This window comes from Micromonospora sp. NPDC006431, from assembly GCF_042870725.1.
In the GTDB taxonomy this organism is placed as follows: Bacteria; Actinomycetota; Actinomycetes; order Mycobacteriales; family Micromonosporaceae; genus Micromonospora.
Window position 1 is genome coordinate 161740 of sequence record NZ_JBIAHQ010000009.1, and the last position, 19354, is coordinate 181093.

General features: G+C 73.4%; 17 protein-coding genes and 2 pseudogenes. 9 read left to right on the forward strand and 10 right to left on the reverse strand.

Features of this window, described 5'->3' with window-relative positions:
* Positions 1 to 67: 67 nt before the first annotated feature.
* From ACFYM6_RS17840 to ACFYM6_RS17860, 5 genes are all read right to left on the reverse strand, one after another.
* Complete coding sequence (locus ACFYM6_RS17840; RefSeq protein ID WP_387276694.1) at positions 68 to 1075, reverse strand: Acg family FMN-binding oxidoreductase; 1008 nt, start codon at positions 1073 to 1075, stop codon at positions 68 to 70.
* A gap of 177 nt (positions 1076 to 1252) precedes the next feature.
* Entirely contained in the window at positions 1253 to 2179 is a 927-nt protein-coding gene (locus tag ACFYM6_RS17845; protein WP_387276696.1) for a universal stress protein, read from the reverse strand.
* Positions 2131 to 4533: a phosphoketolase gene (locus tag ACFYM6_RS17850; protein WP_387276698.1), complete on the reverse strand. Its 2403-nt coding sequence runs from the start codon at positions 4531 to 4533 to the stop codon at positions 2131 to 2133. Before ACFYM6_RS17850 ends, ACFYM6_RS17845 begins: the two co-directional genes overlap by 49 nt.
* A 126-nt stretch (positions 4534 to 4659) precedes the next feature.
* The gene (locus ACFYM6_RS17855) at positions 4660 to 5487 is read right to left on the reverse strand and encodes a universal stress protein (RefSeq protein WP_387276700.1); all 828 of its coding nucleotides are present in this window, start codon (positions 5485 to 5487) and stop codon (positions 4660 to 4662) included.
* A 122-nt stretch (positions 5488 to 5609) separates the two neighbouring features.
* A complete protein-coding gene (locus ACFYM6_RS17860) occupies positions 5610 to 6407 on the reverse strand; it encodes a PP2C family protein-serine/threonine phosphatase (RefSeq protein ID WP_387276702.1) in 798 nt (265 codons plus the stop codon).
* Between the two features lie 111 nt (positions 6408 to 6518).
* On the opposite strand from ACFYM6_RS17860, the gene ACFYM6_RS17865 reads away from it, so the two are divergent.
* Positions 6519 to 6755 carry an HTH domain-containing protein gene (locus ACFYM6_RS17865; RefSeq protein ID WP_073836364.1) on the forward strand — a complete coding sequence of 79 codons (237 nt, stop codon included), beginning with the start codon at positions 6519 to 6521 and terminating at the stop codon, positions 6753 to 6755.
* Positions 6755 to 6937 (forward strand): annotated as a pseudogene (locus ACFYM6_RS17870) (Clp protease N-terminal domain-containing protein); the annotation flags it as partial. The gene ACFYM6_RS17865 and the pseudogene ACFYM6_RS17870, both read left to right, overlap by 1 nt.
* 230 nt (positions 6938 to 7167) lie before the next feature.
* On the opposite strand, the gene ACFYM6_RS17875 reads toward ACFYM6_RS17870, so the two are convergent.
* Complete coding sequence (locus ACFYM6_RS17875) at positions 7168 to 8544, reverse strand: zinc ribbon domain-containing protein (protein WP_387276704.1); 1377 nt, start codon at positions 8542 to 8544, stop codon at positions 7168 to 7170.
* Between the two features lie 154 nt (positions 8545 to 8698).
* The gene (locus tag ACFYM6_RS17880) at positions 8699 to 9142 is read right to left on the reverse strand and encodes a hypothetical protein (protein ID WP_387276706.1); all 444 of its coding nucleotides are present in this window, start codon (positions 9140 to 9142) and stop codon (positions 8699 to 8701) included.
* A gap of 191 nt (positions 9143 to 9333) precedes the next feature.
* Here ACFYM6_RS17880 and ACFYM6_RS17885 point away from each other — a divergent pair.
* From ACFYM6_RS17885 to ACFYM6_RS17910, 6 genes and pseudogenes are all read left to right on the forward strand, one after another.
* Positions 9334 to 9480 (forward strand): annotated as a pseudogene (locus tag ACFYM6_RS17885) (Clp protease N-terminal domain-containing protein); the annotation flags it as partial.
* A gap of 151 nt (positions 9481 to 9631) precedes the next feature.
* Positions 9632 to 10639 carry a diacylglycerol/lipid kinase family protein gene (locus tag ACFYM6_RS17890; protein WP_387276708.1) on the forward strand — a complete coding sequence of 336 codons (1008 nt, stop codon included), beginning with the start codon at positions 9632 to 9634 and terminating at the stop codon, positions 10637 to 10639.
* Positions 10632 to 11633, forward strand: a complete 1002-nt coding sequence (locus ACFYM6_RS17895) for a YihY/virulence factor BrkB family protein (RefSeq protein WP_387276710.1) — start codon at positions 10632 to 10634, stop codon at positions 11631 to 11633. The genes ACFYM6_RS17890 and ACFYM6_RS17895 overlap by 8 nt, the downstream gene beginning before the upstream one ends.
* Before the next feature lie 70 nt (positions 11634 to 11703).
* The gene (locus ACFYM6_RS17900; RefSeq protein WP_387276712.1) at positions 11704 to 13194 is read left to right on the forward strand and encodes a phosphatase PAP2 family protein; all 1491 of its coding nucleotides are present in this window, start codon (positions 11704 to 11706) and stop codon (positions 13192 to 13194) included.
* A gap of 10 nt (positions 13195 to 13204) precedes the next feature.
* The gene (locus ACFYM6_RS17905; protein ID WP_387276714.1) at positions 13205 to 14008 is read left to right on the forward strand and encodes an endonuclease/exonuclease/phosphatase family protein; all 804 of its coding nucleotides are present in this window, start codon (positions 13205 to 13207) and stop codon (positions 14006 to 14008) included.
* A gap of 424 nt (positions 14009 to 14432) precedes the next feature.
* Entirely contained in the window at positions 14433 to 14660 is a 228-nt protein-coding gene (locus ACFYM6_RS17910) for a hypothetical protein (protein ID WP_387276716.1), read from the forward strand.
* A 174-nt stretch (positions 14661 to 14834) separates the two neighbouring features.
* On the opposite strand, the gene ACFYM6_RS17915 is transcribed toward ACFYM6_RS17910, so the two are convergent.
* Positions 14835 to 15797 (reverse strand): TIGR03557 family F420-dependent LLM class oxidoreductase, encoded by a 963-nt coding sequence (locus tag ACFYM6_RS17915; protein ID WP_387276718.1) that lies wholly within the window; start codon positions 15795 to 15797, stop codon positions 14835 to 14837.
* A gap of 288 nt (positions 15798 to 16085) precedes the next feature.
* On the opposite strand from ACFYM6_RS17915, the gene ACFYM6_RS17920 reads away from it, so the two are divergent.
* The gene (locus ACFYM6_RS17920; RefSeq protein ID WP_387276720.1) at positions 16086 to 17444 is read left to right on the forward strand and encodes a cellulase family glycosylhydrolase; all 1359 of its coding nucleotides are present in this window, start codon (positions 16086 to 16088) and stop codon (positions 17442 to 17444) included.
* Positions 17445 to 17620: 176 nt separating this feature from the next.
* Here the strand turns inward: ACFYM6_RS17920 and ACFYM6_RS17925 are convergent, their stop codons facing one another.
* Together ACFYM6_RS17925 and ACFYM6_RS17930 are read right to left on the reverse strand one after the other, a co-directional pair.
* Positions 17621 to 18862, reverse strand: coding sequence for an RNA polymerase sigma factor (locus tag ACFYM6_RS17925; protein ID WP_387276887.1), 1242 nt, complete (start codon positions 18860 to 18862; stop codon positions 17621 to 17623).
* A 12-nt stretch (positions 18863 to 18874) separates the two neighbouring features.
* Positions 18875 to 19267, reverse strand: a complete 393-nt coding sequence (locus tag ACFYM6_RS17930) for a YciI family protein (RefSeq protein WP_387276889.1) — start codon at positions 19265 to 19267, stop codon at positions 18875 to 18877.
* Positions 19268 to 19354: the final 87 nt, after the last annotated feature.

Consider the following 19354-nt stretch of genomic DNA (forward strand, 5'->3'; position numbering starts at 1 on the left):
TGACGTGCTCGTTCCGGGGATTCGGTGCGCTGGCCACCGGGCGATGTTGTCGCCGGGGACGAGATCGCTATGCGCTGGCGCGTACCGCGGAGGTGTCGACGATCTCCTCGGTGGGCAGGCGTGGGGTGTGCGGCGGCCCCGCGTGCGCCGGGTCCGCGAGCCCCAGCCGCAGCGCCAGGTACGGGAAGCCGAGTCCGGCCAGCAGCCGGCGCACGGTCTGCCGGGTGCCCGCCACCTCCACCACGCCGCTGAGCGGCACCATCGACGCGCCGAGCCGGGTGGCGGTCAGCCAGGCGGCGGAGAGCCCCTCACCGGCGCGCAGCCAGTTGTCCGGCTCGTCCTCGGTGTTCCAGAGGATCCCGTAGACGGCCGCCCGGTCGTGCCCGGGGCCGATCGGCAGCGTGCCGGGACGGCCGAAGTCCCGGGCCGGCACGGTGGTCTGCGGGGCCTGCTCGGGCAGCACCTCGGGCGGTAGCCCGGTGCCGGTGCCGGCCCGGCTGGTCCAGTACTCCAGCTCCTCGCGGGTTTCCGGGTCTTCCGCCGTCACCGTGGCGGCCTGCCCGGCCGCGGCGGCCAGCTCCATCACCTGGTCCGAGTCCAGCACCTCGAGCCGTACGCCCTCCGCGACGGCCGCCCGCACGATCTCGTCGAGGGCCGGGCCGGGCAGTGACTCCTCGCGCACCGGCCGGCGGTCGGTGTGCCGGACCTGCATGCACTGCACGAGGCGCATCGCGTCCGGATCCGCCCCGGTGTGCCGGAACCCGGTGAGCCGGGCGAGCAGTTCCGGCTGCGCCGGGTCGGGGAGCCGCTCCACCAGCGCCGTCCAGCCCTCGGCGGCCAGCGCCACGCGTGCGTGGTGCAGTGCCGCGCCGCAGCTCAGGGTCACCAGCCGGCCCTCCGGGTCGGTGGCGGTGAGCCGGGCTTCCCGCACCATCCGCAGCTCCAGCGCGTCGGGGAGCACCTTCCAGCGCCACGGCTGGGTGTTGTGCACCGAGGGGGCGCGACCGGACGTTGCGGCGGCCTCGGTCAGCGCGGTGGTCAGCGCCCGGTCGGTGGTCGGCGTCTCGTGGCTCATCGTCACGACCTTTCCGTTTCCCTCATCGTGCCCCACCCCGCCCGGGTCCGGGCGGCCTTGCCGCCCCATCCTCTGGCATCCGGCGGGCGGTCGCACGGGCTGCACGACCCGCGTACCTGGGACCTTCGACCGGCGCCGAGCAGCCTTGTTGCCCGGTGCGGCCACCCGCGTCGCCGCTCAGCGTTCCCGGACCACCGCCACCGGGCAGCTCGCATGGTGGATGAGCTGCTGGCTGACCGAGCCGAGGAGCATCCCCCGCAGCCCGCCCCGGCCCCGGCTGCCGACCACCACCAACTGCGCCGCACGGCTCGCCTCGACCAGCAGCGCGGCCGCGTTGCCCGGGCTCGACTGGATCTCGACCGGGACGTCCGGGAAGGTCTTCCGCCACGGGGCCAGGCTCTCCTCGGCCGCTGCCCGTTCGGCGGCCTCGGTCTCCTCCGGGCCGGCGCCGGGATCCACCCACCGCTCGGCCGGTGGCGCCCAGGCCCGCAGCAGCCGCAGCGGCACGTCCCGCTGGGCGGCCCGCTCGACGGCGAAGCCGAGCGCCCGCAGGGAGGACTCGGAGCCGTCCACGCCGACCACGACCGGCCCGGAGGTGGCCACCTGCCCCTGCCGGACCACCACCACCGGGCAGTGCGCGTGGGCGGTGACGGAGACCGCGGTGGAGCCGACGAGCAGGCCGCCGAAGCCGCCGTGGCCCCGGCTGCCGAGCACCAGTAGCCCCGCGTCGGCGGAGCGTTCCTGCAGCACCAGGGCGGGCGGGCCGTCGAAGACCTCGCCGGTCACGGTGAGGCCGGGCCGTTCGGCGCCGGCGTCCGCCGCCGCCTTGCGGACCAACTCCTCGACCTTGCGCCGGGCGGTCTCGTCCGGCCAGATCCCCGGGGCCACCCCGGGTCCGATCCAGCCGGCCACCGTCAGCCATTCGAAGACGTACGCCAGCCGGACCGGCCGGCCGGAGCGGCCCGCCTCGTCCAGTGCCCAGTTCAGGGCCACCGTCGAGTCGGCGGAGCCGTCGTAGCCGACCAGGATCTCGTCGCGGCTGACATCGGCCGGGTTCACTGCCCGCCTCGCAGGCCGAGCTCGGTCTCCCGGATCCAGCGCCACTCGGCGACCTTGGGGTCGTCCTCGCCGTACTCGCGGGTGTAGTCGCGAGCGGCCTGCCGGGCGTCGACCATGTCCTGGCGCAGGTGGGCGGCGCGCGAAGCGAGCCCGGGAACCCGGTCGATGACGTCGATGACCAGGTGGAAGCGGTCCAGGTCGTTGAGCATCACCATGTCGAACGGCGTGGTGGTGGTGCCCTCCTCCTTGTAGCCGCGCACGTGCAGGTTGTCGTGGTTGGTCCGGCGGTAGGTGAGCCGGTGAATCAGCCACGGGTAGCCGTGGTACGCGAAGATGATCGGCTTGTCGCGGGTGAAGATGGTGTCGAACTCGAAGTCCGGCAGGCCGTGCGGGTGCTCGGAGGGCGGCTGCAGCCGCATCAGGTCGACCACGTTGACCACCCGCACCTTCAGCTCGGGCAGGTGCCGCCGGAGCAGGTCGGCCGCGGCCAGCGTCTCCAGCGTCGGCACGTCACCGGCGCAGGCCAGCACCACGTCCGGCTCGGTGCCCTGGTCGGTGCTGGCCCAGTCCCAGATACCCAGACCGCGCCGGGCGTGCTGGATGGCCTCGTCCATGCTCAGCCAGTTCGGCGCCGGCTGCTTGCCGGCCACCACCACGTTGATGTAGTGCCGGCTGCGCAGGCAGTGGTCCATGGTGGAGAGCAGGGTGTTGGCGTCCGGCGGCAGGTAGACCCGGACCACCTCCGCCTTCTTGTTGACCACGTGGTCGATGAAGCCCGGGTCCTGGTGCGAGAAGCCGTTGTGGTCCTGCCGCCACACGTGGCTGGAGAGCAGGTAGTTCAGCGAGGCGAGCTGCTCCCGCCAGGGGATACCCCGGGTCACCTTCAGCCACTTGGCGTGCTGGTTGACCATCGAGTCGACGATGTGGATGAACGCCTCGTAGCTGGTGAAGATGCCGTGCCGGCCGGTGAGCAGGTAGCCCTCCAGCCAGCCCTGGCAGAGGTGCTCGGAGAGCACCTCCATCACCCGACCGTCCGGCGAGAGATGGTCGTCGCCGGGGACCGTCGCACCGACGAACGCCCGATCGGTGACCTCGAAGGCGGCGCCGAGCCGGTTGGAGGCGACCTCGTCGGGCCCGAACAGGCGGAAGTTCTGCGGGTTCGCGGTGATCACGTCGCGGATCCACGGGCCGAGGACGCCGGTGGAGCCGGCCACCGGCTCGCCCGGATGCTCGACGTCGACCCCGTAGGCGCGGAAGTCCGGCAGGTTCAGGTCGCGCAGCACCACCCCACCGTTGGTGACCGGGTTGGCGCTCATCCGCCGGTCCCCCTTCGGGGGCAGGTCGACCACTTCGGCGACCGGGGCGCCGGTGGCGTCGAAGAGTTCCTCCGGCCGGTAGCTGCGCAGCCAGCGCTCCAGCTCGGCCAGGGCCTCCGGGCTCTTGCGTACGCCGTCGATGGGCACCTGGTGGGCGCGGAAGGTCCCCTCGACCGGCTTGCCCTTGACCTCCCGCGGGCCGGTCCAGCCCTTCGGCGTACGGAGGATGATCATCGGCCAGCGGGGGCGTTCGACCCGGCCGCCGGAGCGGGCCCGCCGCTGGATCTCGGCGATCTCGTCGAGCGCCCGGTCCAGCGTCGCGGCGAGGCTCTGGTGCACCCGGGCGGGGTCGTCGCCGGCCACCACGTAGGGCTGGTAGCCGTAGCCGCGCATCAGGCCGAGCAGGTCGTCCTCGGGGATCCGGTCCAGCACACTCGGGTTGGCGATCTTGTAGCCGTTGAGGTGCAGGATGGGCAGCACCGCCCCGTCCCGGGCCGGGTTGAGGAAGACGTTGGACAGCCAACTGCCGGCCAGCGGACCGGTCTCCGCCTCGCCGTCCCCGATCACGCAGGCCACCAGCAGCTCCGGATTGTCGAAGGCGGCGCCGTAGGCGTGGCTCAGCGCGTACCCCAGCTCGCCGCCCTCGTGGATCGAACCCGGCACCTCCGCGGCGACGTGGCTGGGGATGCCGCCGGGGAAGGAGAACTGGCGGAACAGCCGGGCCATCCCCGTCTCGTCCCGGGTCACCGAGTGGTAGAGCTGGCTGTAGGTGCCCTCCAGCCAGGCGTTCGCCACGATCGCCGGCCCGCCGTGGCCGGGACCGGTGAGGTAGATGACGTTCAGGTCGCGGTTGACGATGACCCGGTTGAGGTGGGCGTAGATCAGGTTCAACCCGGGGCTGGTGCCCCAGTGCCCGAGCAGCCGGGGCTTGACGTGCTCGGGCTTGAGCGGCTCGCGGAGCAGCGGATTGGCGAGCAGGTAGATCTGCCCGACGGTGAGGTAGTTCGCCGCCCGCCAGTAGGCGTCAAGCCGGCGCAGCTCGTCTTCGGTCAGTGGGCTGTGCAGGTCGAGAGCGGTGTCCATGCTGCAATAGCCTCTCGCGGCTCGGGGACTTCTGCAGCCCGTAGGCGGATATCCCGCCCGGGCGGGTCCAGCTTGGCCCCGTGCCGGTCGGGCGGTCAGGGCCGGAGGTCCCGGGCCGGGCGGGCGTCATGGCCCGTACTCGTCCGGGGCGAGTCCACGGACGACGATCACCGGGGCCGGCGAGTGGTAGAGCAGCGACTGGCTGACCTCGCCCAGCATGCCCCGCCAGGCTTCGTCGCCGCGCGCGGCGACCAGCGCGACCTGCGCCGAGCGGGACTGTTCGACCAGGACGGTGCCGGGGTCGCCGCGGACGGTGTGGCACTCGGCGGCCACCGTGGGGTGCCGGGCGGCGTACCGGGCCACCGTCTCGGCGAGCAGGTCGTCGCCGTCGCCGGCGCGGCCGGACTCGACGACCCGGATCGCCAGCAGCCGGGCCCCGCGGCGTTCCGCGCAGTCGAAGGCGTAACCGAGGGCGGTGTGGGAGGACGTCGACCCGTCCACGCCGACCAGCACCGGTCCGGGCGGCGGCGGCTCGGCCCGGCCGACCAGGACCGGGCAGCCGGCCCGGGCGGCGAGCTGCACGGCCGGCGCGTCGGTCGGTACGCAGTCCGTGCAGCCGGCCATCCCGCCGTCGCCGAGCGCCACCAGGAAGGCCGACTCGGAGGCCCGGATCAGCGCCTCGACCGGGGATCCCTCGACGATCGCACCGCTCACCGGCACCGCCGGTTCCGCCTCGGCGGCCACCTGTCCGGCCTGTTCCAGCAGGTCCTCGGCGGCGGCGCGGGGCCCGCCCGGCGTGGACGTCGCGGCCTCCGCCGCCCAGTTGAAGGCGTGCAGCAGGTGCAGCGGGCGGTCGTGGGCGGCGGCCTCCACGGCGGCCGTCCGGACCACCTGGAGGTCCTCGTCCGACCGGCCGACGCCGACCACCACCGCGTCCTCGGTGGGTGCGGCCATCCCGCCTCACCTCCCGACCGCGCACTCCTCACCCACGGTAGTCGTGGCGGGTGCCCGCCCGGACCGGGTCGGCGGAACTGGCCCGGTCACCGCGCCGGGGGATGCGCGGGTGCGGCCCGCGGTCAGCGCGGGGTGGGCACGGTGGGCAGGACGCGGACCACCACGGCGGTGGCGTTGTCGTCGCCGCCCTCCTCCAGGCTGGCCGAGAGCAGGGCGCGGGTCGCCCGCGCCGGGTCCCGCTCGGCCAGCAGGTCCCGCAGCCGGTGGTAGCCGAGCTGGTCGCTGACCCCGTCGGTGCAGAGCAGCCAGGTGTCCCCGGTGCGCAGCGGGACGGCCAGCACGTCCGGCTCCGGCCGGTCCGGGTGGCCGACGTAGCGCAGCAGCTGGTAGCGGGCCCGGGCCGCCTCGGGCGAGGTGGCCGGCCACCAGCCGTGCACCACCCCCAGCCAGGCCATGGTGTGGTCGACCGTCACCAGCTCCAGCAGCCCGTCGCGCAGCCGGTAGGCCCGCGAGTCGCCGAGCTGGACGAGCCAGCCCTGCCCGCCGTCGGGCTCGACGGCCAGCGCGGTCAGCGTGCAGCCGGTGAGCCCGGCCAGTCCCGCCCCGGCCTGGCGTACCCGCAGCTGGGTCTCCGCGGTCGCGGCGCGCAGCTCGCGCGCGCCGACGGCCGGCCAGGTGGCGCGGACCCGCTCGACGAAGGTGCTCGTCGCGGTGGCGCCGGCGATCCGGCTGCCGTCACCGTCGCCCATCCCGTCGGCCACCGCGAACAGCGGCAGCTCCGGGTCGACGTGCAGCACGTCGAAGTTCTCCGGGTAGTGGTGCCCGACCACGCTGCCGCCGGCCATCTCCAGCGTGAGCCGCCCGACCGTCAGCCGGCGGGCGGCCTCGACCGGTCGGTCCAGCGAGCGGCGGCGGAACACCAGCGGACCGTAGCACCAGCTGGGGCTGCGCCCGGCGCGTCGCGGCCGTGTCGGCCCGTCGGGGTGTCAACCATGGTTGACAAGGAGGCGCTGTCAACCTATGTTGACAGCATGAGTCAGGCGACGGAACTCGCGGCGGCCGCCGGCAGCACCGACCCGAAGGTCGGGCTCCGCGCGGTCCTCGCCCTGCGCCGGCTGCTCGAGCGGCTCGAGGTGGTCCAGGTGGACAACGCCCGACGACAGGGCTGGTCCTGGCAGGAGATCGCCGACGCGCTCGAGGTCAGCCGGCAGGCGGTCCACAAGAAGCACGCCGGGCGACCGGCGGTGCCCGGAAGCTGGGAGGCGTGATGTTCGAACGGTTCACCGACCGGGCCCGGACGGCGGTGCGGCACGCGGTCGACGAGGCCCGCGCCGAGGGCCGGCGCCCCGTCGGCACCGAGCACCTGCTGCTCGGCGTGCTCGCCGACGGCGACAACCTGGCCGTCCGGGTGCTGGCCCAGGCCGGCGTCCGGGCCGAGGACCTGCGCGCCGCAGTGGCCCGGCACACGGCCGGCGGCGTCGACGGCCTCGGCGAGGCCGACGCGGCGGCGCTGCGGGAGATTGGCATCGACCTGGCGGCGATCGTCGCGCGGATCGAGGAGTCCTTCGGACCCGACGCGCTGCGCGAGGCGGCGCCCCCACCCCGCCGGCGCTGGGGCCGGCGCCGGCCCGACGACGGCCGGTTCTCGCCCCGGAAGGTGCTGGAACTCAGCGTCCCTGATCAGCTTAGCGATCCTGAGTCGGATGGGGTTTCCGGGATCGTTTCCCACCGTGGTGGAGATGCATGGGCGTGGAGATGGAATCCGGCGCCCAGTGCGGCTCCGCGTGGCCGGTGGCCGGCGGTGGTGGGTGTGCTGATCGTGTTCACGCCCTGGTGTCGGTGGGCTGCGCGGGGCAGCCTCCGGTCCGTTGGTGCGTGTCCCTCCGGACGCTTACCCGCCTGACCCTGAGGCCGGGTAGGGGAGGGTGCCCCGCGTCGCCTGGGCGCGGGGCGTGAGGTGCGGTGCCGGGTGGGGCCGGTCTTGGACCGGTCCCTCCGGCTGCCCGTGGTGCTTGGGGTGACGACGGCGCTGGCTTCGAGCTCGTCGACGACCGTGCGGATCACCATGGCACCGGTGGTCTTGTCGGTGACGGTTTTGGCTTGGTGGGTGAGGCCGCGGGCGGCGATGCGCCGCCAGGCGCCGTGGTCGCGGTCGCCCTGCCAGCCGCACCCGGTGTTGGGGCAGATGGCCCATTTCCATCCCGCGACGGTCCGCTTGTCGGGGGCTTTACGGTGCCGCAGCGGGGTCAAACATTGGGGGCAGTGCTTGGAGGTGTTGCGGGCGGGGACGGTGACCACGGCGATACCGTGCTCGGCGGCAAGGTGCCGCATCCGGTCGCTGATCTTTCCGCGGACCTGCTGGGACAGACGCGTGTTCAGGCTGTGCCCCATGCCCTTGGCTTCCATCGACCGCAGGTCTTCCAGATAGATCACCGTCGCCCGGGCGGCGATCGCCTGGTCCACGGTCCAGCGGGCGGCAGCCCAGGCGAGCGCGTCGTTCAAGTTTTGGCGGCGGGCGGACACGTGGCGGATCTCGCCGGCCAGCACCTCCTGTTTCGCCCTCAACTGCTCGTCCGGGCGGCCGCCGACCAGCCGCGCGTACTGGTCGACCTTCGCATGCAGCCGCTCACTGTGGCGGCGCAGGCGGTGCTGCTTGGCCAGGACCCCGGCGGCCCGGAACTGTCCACCAGCCCCCAACGCCGCGATCCGGCCATCCTTTCCCAGTCGCAGGGCACCGGCGCTGAGGAGAGTGTTGAGGCCCCAGTCCACGCCAAGCGCCACCGAGTGGCCGGTAGCCCGGGCCTTCGGCACGACGTGCGTGTACGCCATGTCGGCTTGTACCTGTGGGCCGGTGACACGGAGGGTGGGCAGGTGCAGCACCGCCGCGGCGGGAACCGCGGACGGCAGCCTGATCGGACACTCGACCCACGTCCAGTCCCGATACGTCTGCGGATCCGGACGGGTGGGCAGTTGCAGCCGCAGCAGCGCCCTGCCCGGGTCGGCGTCGCAGCGCTCGATGATGGCCTGCTGCCGATCACACGCGGCCAACACCAACATCCGCGGAATCCGCGGGACACCTTCCAACTCGAACACGTCCACCGGCAGCCGGCCGTTGACCTTGACGAACGCGGCGACCTGCCGGGTCCGGGACTTGATGACATTGGATGGCAGATACTCGCCGCCGGGGATCGAGGCCCGAACCTGATCCCACTTAGCCGGGAGTGCGCCTACGCGGATCGGACGGCCACGACGACAGGACCCCGGCGGTCACATCGGCACGCCACTTCACCGAACGCAGAACACGCCCCGCCTGCTCCTGGACCATCCGGATGATGCGGTCATTGACCCTCACACCACCAGGTGCGGTCACCGCCCAGCCCAAACGTCGTAACGCCATCCACGCGTTCGACGGCAACCGCCGCCCACCCGCATCCACCCCGGCCGCCAACACCTCCACATCCACGGTGTTCCAATGCGCGTCGATCAGCGCGGCCACCATGCCCGCCACCAGATCGGCACACCAACCGACCCGCTGCGCCAGCACCGCCCGAGACAGCACCTCACCGGTTGCCTCATCCACGCCGGTGCGCAGCAAACCGCGGGCACACGCGGTGCGGGCGGCCTCGCCCTCGGCCAGCCGCAGCTTCCCGCTCACCGACTCAACGACCCACCATCGATCGAGCAGAACCAACGCTCACGGCCGCCCCACGCCACCGGAATCCTCCCCGAACCAGCCCAAACACCAGGCGTCACGAGACGGACACCGACAGACGCGCCGTGGTCTGCGAAAATCGAAGAAGGTCCACGCGACCAATCTATGATCACTGACGATTCATAATCAAATTGGTTAGCCTGCGCGAGGCGATCCGGCTGCGCCACCACCACATCGGCACCGAGCACATCCTGCTCGGCCTGCTCCGCGAGGGCAACGGCCTGGCCGCGCTGGTGCTCACCGAGGCCGGCGCCGACCTCGACGACCTGCGCCGGCGGGTGGAGGCGGCGCTGCGGACGGCGGCCTGACGCCCGACGACACGAACGTCGGCGGCGCCGACCGGCCACTGCGGTCCTTAAACCTGTTTGCGGTCCATGCAACGTCCGTCTCCGTCGACTCGCTGACCCGTCGGAGTTGCTGCACACTGACGCCGTGAACGGTGGAGCGGACCAGCGGCTGGTGACCGCCGGCAACGCCGCGCCGCGCTCGGCGGTGGTGGTCAACCCGGTGAAGGTGACCGATCTCGACCAGTTCCGCCGCACGGTGGACGGCGCCCTCGACGCCGCCGGCTGGCCCCCGCCGACGTGGTACGAGACCACCGTCGAGGACCCGGGCCGCGGCCAGACCGAGGCGGCCGTCAGGGCCGGCGCGGAGGTCGTCCTCGCCTGCGGCGGCGACGGCACGGTACGCGCCTGCGTGACCGCGCTGGCCGGCACCGACGTGGCGCTCGCCGTGCTGCCCCAGGGCACCGGCAACCTGCTCGCCGCCAACCTCGGTCTCTCCGGCGACCTGGCCGCCGGGCTGGAGGTCGCCGTCGAGCGGGGCAGGCGGCGGCTGGACGTCGGGGTCGTCGGCGACCAGTGCTTCGCCGTGATGGCCGGGATGGGCTTCGACGCGCAGATGCTCGACGCCACCTCGGAGACCACCAAGGCACGGATCGGCTGGCCGGCATACGTCGTGGGCGCCGTGAAACACCTGCGGGACCGGCCGATGCGGGTCTGGATCCGGATCGACGACCACCCGCCGCTGCGCCGCCGGGCCCGCTCGGTCCTGGTCGCCAACGTCGGCCGCCTCCAGGGCGGCGTACGCCTGCTCACCGACGCTGAGCCCGACGACGGCTGGCTCGACGTCGCGGTGCTCACCCCCCGGACGCTGGGCCACTGGCTGGCCATGGGCTGGGCGCTCGTCCGCCGGCGTGGCCAGGTGCCCCGGATGGAGATCCTCCGGGGCCGGAAGGTCGAGATCACCAGCAACCGGGCCCAGCCACGGGAGCTCGACGGTGACCTGATCGAGCCCGGCCGCTCGCTCACGGCCGAGATCCGGCCCGCGGCGCTCTGGCTCTGCGTGGCCCGGCCGGAGCGCCACCCCGACCTGTCGGTGGACGCCGACGCCGCCGGTCAGCGCGGTGAACGCCTGGTCGAGGACGCCCGCCGTGAGTAGCACCAAGCTGGTCCCCGAGACCCGGCTGATGTCGGCGGACGAACTCTCCGCCGACGACGCCTGGCACACCCTGCGCCGCCACGGCGGCTGGTGCCTGCTGCGGGACGCCTTCGTCCGGTTCCGCTACGGCGACGGCTTCAGCCACTCCCGGGCCCTCGCCCTGCAGCTCTGCCTGGCCGTGGTGCCGTTCCTCATCGCGCTCACCGGCCTGATCACCGACCTCGGCGCCGACGAGGGCGGCAAGGTGGTCGCCGACACCGTGCTCGCGCTCACCCCCGGCCAGAGCGAGTCGGTGGTGCAGCAACTGCTGGCCGACGGCGAGCACAGCGAACACGCCGGTGAACTGGCGTTGACCCTCGGCCTGCTCACCGGCCTCGTCGCGCTCGCCACCACCATGGCCCAGATCGAACGGGGCGCGAACCGCATCTACGGCGTCGAGCGGGACCGCCCGGCCCTGGCCAAGTACGTCCGTGCCGCCGTGCTCGCGGTGACCGCCGGCGTGCCCGCGCTGGCCGGGTTCCTCATCCTGGTCGGCGGACGGGCGATGGGCGAGTCGGTGCGACGGCACTACGCCTGGGGCAGCGTCGCCAACGCCGCCTGGGACGTGATCCGCTGGCCGCTCAGCCTCGGGCTGACCGTGCTGGCCGTGGCGGTGCTGTTCCGGCACGCGCCCCGGCGCCGGCAGCCCGGCCTGTCCTGGCTGTTCATCGGTGCCGGCATCGCCACCGCGCTCTGGTGGCTGGCGAGCCTGCTGCTCGCCGCGTACGTCAAGTACAGCGACGGATTCGGACAGACCTACGGCGCGCTGACCGGGATGATGGCCCTGCTGCTGTGGGCCAACCTGACCGGGATGGCGCTCTTCGGCGGGCTGGCCTTCGCCGCGCAGCTGGAGGCGATGCGGATCGGCGTGGCGGAGCCCGCCCAGCCCGACCTCTGGGAGCCGGAGGCCGAACCCGCGGCGGTCCTCGACACCGGCGAGATGACCGCGCTCTGACCGCCGGCCGCGTGTACGCGGAGCGCGAACCGGGTACAGCGCGCCTCGGCAGAACACAAGGGAGGTGCGGGTGACAGCGGTCAAGGAGACCCGCCGCCGGCCCCTCGGCCGGTTCGCCGAGCGCAGCGTCGTAGGGCTGCTAGCGGTCGCCGGGGCGGGGGTCGCGTTCGGGGTGCTGCTCATGCTCGTCCGGTTCCACTGGGACCCGCTGTACCGCGCCGACCACGAGGCGGCCGAGTGGTTCAACCGGCTCGTGGCGCCGCACCACCCCCTGGTCACCGCGCTCCAGGCGGTCACCGACCTGGGCGGCCGGCCGGTGCTGATCTGGCTGGTCACCATCGCCGTGGTCGGCCTGCTGATCCGCCGCCAGCCCCGGCTGGCGGTCTACCTGATCATCGCCGGGGTGGGCGGGCTGATCCTCGACCCGTCGCTGAAGGCGCTGGTCGGGCGGCTGCGCCCGGTGGTCGACGTGCCGATCACCCACGCTCCCGGCAACAGCTTCCCGAGCGGGCACGCGCTCGGCTCGTTCGTCGCGTACGGGGCGCTGCTGCTGGTCTTCCTGCCGGCCATGCCACCCCGGTGGCGCAGACCGGCCATCGTCCTGGTCGGCGGGCTGGTCCTCCTGATCGGGCTGACCCGGATCGCGCTCGGCGTGCACTTCGTCTCCGACGTGCTCGGCGGCTGGCTGCTCGGCGCGACCTGGCTCGGCGTCACCGCGTACGCCTTCCGGCTGTGGCGGCGCGACCGCGGCCGCCCGGTGCCGCCGATCAGCGAGGGCCTGGAGCCGGAGGCGGGGGAGGAGATCACCCCCGCGCCGAACGAGGAGCACGTGCTGGAGCACCCCCGCTCGGCCGTCGCCGAGCTGCTGGTCGGCTGGGTACTCGTCTTCGGCGCCCTCTACGCGTTCGGCATGGTGGTCAGCTACCACGCCAAGGGAACGTTCCTCGACACCCTCGACACCGAGGTGCCGCAGTGGCTCGCGGCCCGGCGTACCGACTCGCTGAACAACCTGAGCTGGTGGTGGAGCAAGTTCGGCGACACCCACGCCATCCTGCTGATCTCGCTGGTCTTCTGCCCGCTGGTGCTGGCGATCTGGAAGCGCTGGCGGCCGGTGCTCTTCGTGGCGCTGGCGATGTTCGGCGAGCTGAGCCTCTTCCTCGCCTCCTCCGGAGCGGTCGACCGCCCCCGCCCGCCCGTGGACAACCTGGACGGGCACCTGCCCACCTCGTCCTTCCCGTCCGGGCACATCGCGGCCACCATCTGCCTCTGGACCGCGATCGCCGTCATCGTGCTCGCCCGCACCGACCACTGGTGGCGGTGGCTGTTCGTGGCCATGGCGGTGATCATGCCGGTCGGGGTGGCCGTCTCCCGGATGTACCGGGGCATGCACCACCCGACCGACGTCATGGGCGCGCTCCTGCTCAGCGGGCTGTGGATCGGGCTGCTCTGGTGGGTGGTCCGCCCCAACGCCGACGTCCGGCGGGGCAACCGCCCGGCCATCGAGTCGGAGCAGGTGCCCGAACTGCCCGACGAGCTGGCCAGGGCCGGCCGGGACGAGTGACCGGGCGCCGATGCTGCGGGTAATGACCTGGAACATCCGGACCGGCGGGCGGGACCGGGACGGGCCCGACCGGTGGGCCGGGATCGTCGCGGTCGTCAGCGGCCAGCGCCCCGACGTGCTGGCCCTGCAGGAGCTGCGCGGCCTCGACCGCGGCGGGCGGATGGCGGACCTGGCCGGCCGGCTGGGGATGGCGCCCCACCTGGCCCGGTCCTGCTTCGGGCAGCCGGTGGCGGTGCTGGTCCGCGCGCCGCTGCGGGTGCTGCGCTCCGCTCGGGTACGCCGACCCTTCCACCACGCCGCCGCCCGGGTCCAGGTGTCCACCGGGGCGGGGCCACTCACCGTGTTCAGCACCCACCTCGATCCGTACTCCGGCGGCCGGCGGCGGATGGAGGCGGAGTGGCTCGCGGCGGCGGTCCGGCGTACCGGGGGCGAGTTGGCCCTGCTCGCCGGGGACCTGAACACCCTCGAGCCGACCGCCGACCACACCGCCCGGCTGGCCGGCCTGTCCGACCGGTACCGGCGCCGGCACCTGCGCCGCGACGGCCGTACCGTCGACACCCGCGCCGTGTCCCGCCTGCTCGACGCCGGCCTGGTCGACCTGTGGCCGGACCGGGGCGGGAGCGAGCCCGGCGGGCTGACCGTGCCGACCCGGCACGGCGGGGCGGAGTTCGCCGGAATGCGCCTGGACTACCTGCTCGCCACGCCCGCGTTGGCCGCGCTGGCCCGCCAGGTGCGGGTGGTCCGGGGCGGCGACACGGACACCGCCTCCGACCACTATCCGGTGGTGGCGGACCTGGCGCTGGACCCGGCCTGACCGGGGCGGCGGTCGTTGCCGCGGCTGACTACCGTGACGCCGTGACCGGCCCGCCGCCCCCGCGCCCGTCCGACCCGTACCGGCCGCCCACGCCGCCCCGGCCGGACGCCGCCGCGTCGACCGGCTCGCGCACCCCGCTCGAGCCGCCGCCCCCGCTGGTCGCGGCCGTCGCCCGCGCCGTCGCCCTGGTCGTGGTCCTGCCGGTACGCCTCGCCTGGGAGTTGGCCATCGCCGCCGGCCGCCTGCTGGACCGGTACCTGGTCAGGCCCACCGGCCGGTTCCTGCACCGCTGGCTGCTGCGCCCGCTGGCCTGGGCCGCGCGCACCCTGCTGTGGCGGCCGCTGGTCTGGCTGGCGCGTGGGGCGGCCTGGGTCGCCCCGCACCTGCTGTGGCGGCCCCTGGTCTGGGCGGCCCGGCGCCTGGTGTGGGTGCCGCTGGCCTGGCTGGTCCCCTGTGGCGGCACGCCGCCGTACCGCTGGGCCGGGCCGTCCGGGCCGGCTGGCGGGCCACCGTCGTCCCGGCGGCGCGGGGCATGCGTACGGCGTGGCGGGCCACGGTCGGGCCGACCCGCCGCTGGCTGCGCCGGGCGGTGCTGGACCCGGTCCGGGTCACCAGCCGGGAGCTGCTCACCGCCCTGGGCCTGCGCCGCTGAGCCGCCCCCAGCCTCACCCGGCCCGGCGGTCAGATCAGCAGGTTCAGCACCACGGTCAGCACCACCGAGACGAGGATCGAGAAGAGGATCATCAGCAGGCAGCCGACTCCGCCCCCGAGGGGTCGGATCTCGGTGTTCCCGATACGCATGGACCCACCATCGCAGGTCGGGCGGTCACAGCGTGCGGAGCCGGGGCAACAGCTCCTCCTGCGCCCAGTTCAGGAACATCGGCTGGCTGTCCGCGCCCACCTGGACCAGCGCCACGTGGGTGAAGCCCGCGTCGACGAACTGCTTGAACGCCGCCACGTGCCGGTCCACGTCCGGGCCGCACGGGATCGACCCGGCCACGTCCTCCTCGCGCACGAACTGCGTCGCCGCGGCGAACGACTCAGGCCCCGGCAGGTTCGCGTTGACCTTCCAGCCCAGGCCGAACCAGCGGAACTGGTCGTGCACGATCTTGCGGCACTCGGCCTCGTCCGGGCCGTAGCAGATCGCCACCTGGCCGTAGCGCGGCTTTCCGGCGCCGCCGGCGTCGTCGTACATCTGGATCAGGTGCGCGTCGGGCTCGGTGGCGATCATGCCGTTGCCGTACTCGGCGGCGAGGGTGGCGGACTGCCGGCCGGAGGCGGCGACCGCCATCGGCACCGGGCGCTCCGGCCGGTCCCAGACGTACGCGTCGGGGACGTCGAAGTGGTTGCCGGAGAAGGTCAGCGTCTCGCCGTTGAGCAGGGGCCGGATGATCTGCAGCGCCTCCTCGAACATCTCGTGCCGCTGCTCCACGTGCGGCCAGCCGCCGACCACGTGCTCGTTGAGGTTCTCCCCGGCGCCCAGCCCGAGGGTGAACCGGCCGTCCGAGAGCACCCCGACCGTGCTGGCCTTCTGCGCCACCACCGCCGGGTGGTAGCGGCGGATCGGGCAGGTCACGAAGGACATCAGCCCGACCCGGCTGGTCGCGTGCGCGACCGCGCCGAGCACCGACCAGGCGTACGGGGAGTGGCCCTGCGCGTCGAGCCACGGGTAGTAGTGGTCGGATGTGACCAGGTGGTCGAAGCCGGCGGCCTCGGCGCGGACGGCGTGGTCGACCAGGTGCTTCGGGCCGGCCTGCTCGCACAGGAGGGTGTAGCCGACGTTGACCATGGCGCATCTCCTTCCGGCGGATCCTCACCAGATACCCCGCGCTGCGCCGGTCAACCGTGCCCGTCCGCTTGCCGTCCAGGCACTTACTGCCGGCGGCGGCGCTGCTGCCCACCTTCCGGTCGCCACCCTTATCCATCGATCGACTTCACCGGTTGCCTCCGGCGTTCCCTCGCCCTACGCTGATGCCTGCGTCCGCCGGGAGTCGGGCGGCGGCTGTCGGGCTCAGCCGCCCTTGTCACCACCACCGCACCCCCACCAGGGCACGGGGGAGACTCCCTGAGGACAGCCATGAAAAAGTTGCTCTCCGTCGCGGGCGCCGCCCTGCTGACGGTTCTCGCCGCCATCTTCGCCGTCGGGCAGCCGGCACACGCCGCCGCCGGCTTCTCCGTCTCGAACGGGCGGCTGTACGACGCCAACGGCACCGAGTTCGTCATGCGTGGGGTCAACCACGCGCACACCTGGTACCCGCAGCAGACCAGCTCGTTCGCCAACCTCAAGGCGCTCGGCGCGAACAGCGTACGGGTGGTGCTGGCCAGCGGTGACCGCTGGGCGAGGAACAGCGCCGCCGACGTCACCAACGTCATCTCCCTGTGCCAGGCCAACAAGCTGATCTGCGTCCTGGAGGTGCACGACACCACCGGCTACGGCGAGCAGAGCGGCGCCATCACCCTGGACCGGGCGGTCGACTACTGGCTCAGCATCGCCGGCGCACTGGTCGGGCAGGAGAAGTACGTCATCGTCAACATCGGCAACGAGCCGTACGGCAACCAGGGCTACGCCACCTGGGCGACGGACACCGCCAACGCGATCAAGCGGCTGCGCGCCGGCGGCATCAACCACACGATCATGGTGGACGCCCCGAACTGGGGCCAGGACTGGTCGTTCACCATGCGCGACAACGCCGGCACGGTCTTCACCGCCGACCCGGCGAAGAACACCGTCTTCTCGATCCACATGTACGGCGTCTTCGACACCGCCGCGGAGATCACCGACTACCTGGGCCGGTTCCGCACCGCCAAGCTGCCCATCGTGGTCGGCGAGTTCGGCTTCGACCACTCGGACGGCAACCCGGACGAGGACACCATCATGGCGTACAGCCAGGCCAACGGGATCGGCTACCTGGGCTGGTCGTGGAGCGGCAACGGCGGCGGCGTCGAATACCTGGACATGGCCACCAACTTCGACCCGAACAACCTGACCAGCTGGGGCCAGCGGATCTTCAACGGCGCCAACGGCATCCGGGCCACCGCCAGGGAGGCGTCGGTCTACTCCGGCACCACCCCGCCGACCACGACCCCGCCCACGACGACCCCGCCGAGCAGCCCGCCGCCGACCACCCCGCCGGCCGGCGGCTGCACGGCCGGCTACACGATCGTCAACTCCTGGCAGGGCGGCTTCCAGGGCGAGGTCAAGGCGACCGCCGGCCCCTCGGCGATCACCGGCTGGACCGTGCGCTGGACCTTCGCCAACGGCCAGACGATCAGCCAGACCTGGAACGCCACGATCAGCAACAGCGGCGCGGCGTACACGGCGCGCAACGTCGACTACAACGGCGGGCTGGGTGCCGGCGCCAGCACCAGCTTCGGCTTCCTCGGCAGCTGGAACGGCAGCAACACCACCCCATCCCTGACCTGCACCCCGAGCTGACCCACCCGGCGGCCGGGCCCGCCCGGCCCGGCCCGCCCGACCCGCCCGGCCCGCCCGGATGCGGGCCCGCACCGGATCGGCGACGTGGCGGTATCCCCGCCGCCCCGATAACACCACCTCGCCGATCTGGTGTGGATCATGGAGCCGTCGACAGCCGATCGGGAGTGGATCAACGATCAGCGCTGGGCCAGGCGGGCGGCGCGCATCTGCAGGTAGCGCTGCTCGGGGAGGCTGGTGGTCTGCCCGGCGGCGGCCCGGTAGTGGGTTACCGCGGCGTCCCGGTCGCCGGCCATCTCGTACAGGTGCGCCCGGGCCGCGTCGAGGCGGTGGTGCCCGGCCATCCGGGGGTCGGCGTCCAGGGCGGCGAGCGCGTCCAGCCCGGCGGTCGGGCCGTGCACCATGGCAGTCGCCACCGCGCGGTTGAGCGACACCACCGGGTTCCCGGAGAGGCGTTCCAGCACCTGGTAGAGCGCGAGGATCTGCGGCCAGTCGGTCTGCGTGGCGCTGGGCGCCTCGTCGTGCAGCGCGGCGATGGCGGCCTGGAGCTGGTACGGCCCGACCGGCCCGCGGGCCATCGCCCGGGTGACGAGCGTGGTCCCCTCGGCGATCGCGGCGGCGTCCCACCGGCTGCGGTCCTGGTCGGCCAGGGAGATCAGCTCACCCGACGGGCCGCTCCGGGCGGCGGCGCGGGCCTCGGTGAGCAGCATCAGGGCGAGCAGGCCGGCCACCTCGCTGTCGTCCGGCAGCAGCGCGTGCATGGCCCGGGCCAGCCGGATCGCCTCCTCGGACAGGTCCACCCGGCGCAGGTCCGTGCCGAGGCTGGCGGTGTGCCCCTCGGTGAAGATCAGGTACAGCACGTGCAGCACCGCCGCGAGGCGGGACTCGCGCTCGCCTTCGTCGGGCATCCGGAACGGCAGCCCGGAGCTCCGGATACGCTGCTTGGCGCGGCTGATCCGCTGCGCCATGGTGGGCTCGGGGACGAGGAACGCGCGGGCGATCTCGGTGGTGGTGAGCCCGCCCACCGCGCGCAGCGTCAGCGCGATCGCCGAGGCGGTCGACAGCGTCGGGTGGCAGCAGAGGAAGAGCAGGACCAGGGTGTCGTCCCGGTCCGAGATCAGCGGCTCGTCCGCGGCCGGCGCGGTCCGCCGCTGGTCGCCCTCCCGCCGGGCGGCGCGGTCCTCCCGGTCCCGCCGGGCGGCCTCGGCCCGGACCAGCTCGATCATCCGGCGGTACGCGACCTGGACGAGCCAGCCGCGCGGATTGTCCGGCAGCCCCTGGGCCGGCCACTGGGTGGCCGCGTCCAGCAGTGCCTCCTGCACCGCGTCCTCAGCGGTGGCGAAGTCACCGAACCGGCGGGCGAGCACGCCGAGGACCTGCGGCGCCAGCTCGCGCAGCAGGTCCTCGACGGTCCGGTCCAGGGTGTCCAGCGGTCAGATCTCCTGCGGTGGCGCCGACATGATCGGGTGCACCTCGATCGGCATGTTCACCGGCCGCCCGCCGGGCCCGGGCGCGGTGGAGATGTGCGCGGCGATCTCGACCGCCCGCTCCGGCGTCTCGCAGTCGACGATCCACCAGCCGGCGAGGAACTCCTTGGTCTCGGCGAACGGCCCTTCGGTGACGACCGGGGCGCCGCCCTCACCCGCCCGGACGATCCGCGCCTGCTGCGGCCCGCCCAGGCCCTCCGCCTGGACCCACTCCCCGTCGGCGGTGAGCTTTGCGTTGACCTCCCCCATGAACCCGATGTGCGCCCGGATCTCCTCCGGCGTCCAGGTGTCGATCGACGGGAAGTCGGTCCCGGCGGCGCTGAACTGCATCAGCAGCATGTACTTCACGGTTCGCTCCTCACGCCTGTGCACCGATTCTCGGTGCTTCCACCCTCAGGTAGAAGCCGCCACCCCGGTTCTCGACAT

Bases quoted from the DNA above. Each gene is read 5' to 3' on its own strand.
- ACFYM6_RS17930 (WP_387276889.1), bottom strand. From the start codon at position 19,267: ATGCTGCTGATGCAGTTCAGCGCCGCCGGGACCGACTTCCCGTCGATC.
- ACFYM6_RS17850 (WP_387276698.1), bottom strand. From the start codon at position 4,533: ATGGACACCGCTCTCGACCTGCACAGCCCACTGACCGAAGACGAGCTG.
- ACFYM6_RS17840 (WP_387276694.1), bottom strand. From the start codon at position 1,075: ATGAGCCACGAGACGCCGACCACCGACCGGGCGCTGACCACCGCGCTG.
- ACFYM6_RS17865 (WP_073836364.1), top strand. From the start codon at position 6,519: ATGAGTCAGGCGACGGAACTCGCGGCGGCCGCCGGCAGCACCGACCCG.
- ACFYM6_RS17905 (WP_387276714.1), top strand. From the start codon at position 13,205: ATGCTGCGGGTAATGACCTGGAACATCCGGACCGGCGGGCGGGACCGG.
- ACFYM6_RS17920 (WP_387276720.1), top strand. From the start codon at position 16,086: ATGAAAAAGTTGCTCTCCGTCGCGGGCGCCGCCCTGCTGACGGTTCTC.
- ACFYM6_RS17875 (WP_387276704.1), bottom strand. From the start codon at position 8,544: ATGTTGGTGTTGGCCGCGTGTGATCGGCAGCAGGCCATCATCGAGCGC.
- ACFYM6_RS17855 (WP_387276700.1), bottom strand. From the start codon at position 5,487: ATGGCCGCACCCACCGAGGACGCGGTGGTGGTCGGCGTCGGCCGGTCG.
- ACFYM6_RS17915 (WP_387276718.1), bottom strand. From the start codon at position 15,797: ATGGTCAACGTCGGCTACACCCTCCTGTGCGAGCAGGCCGGCCCGAAG.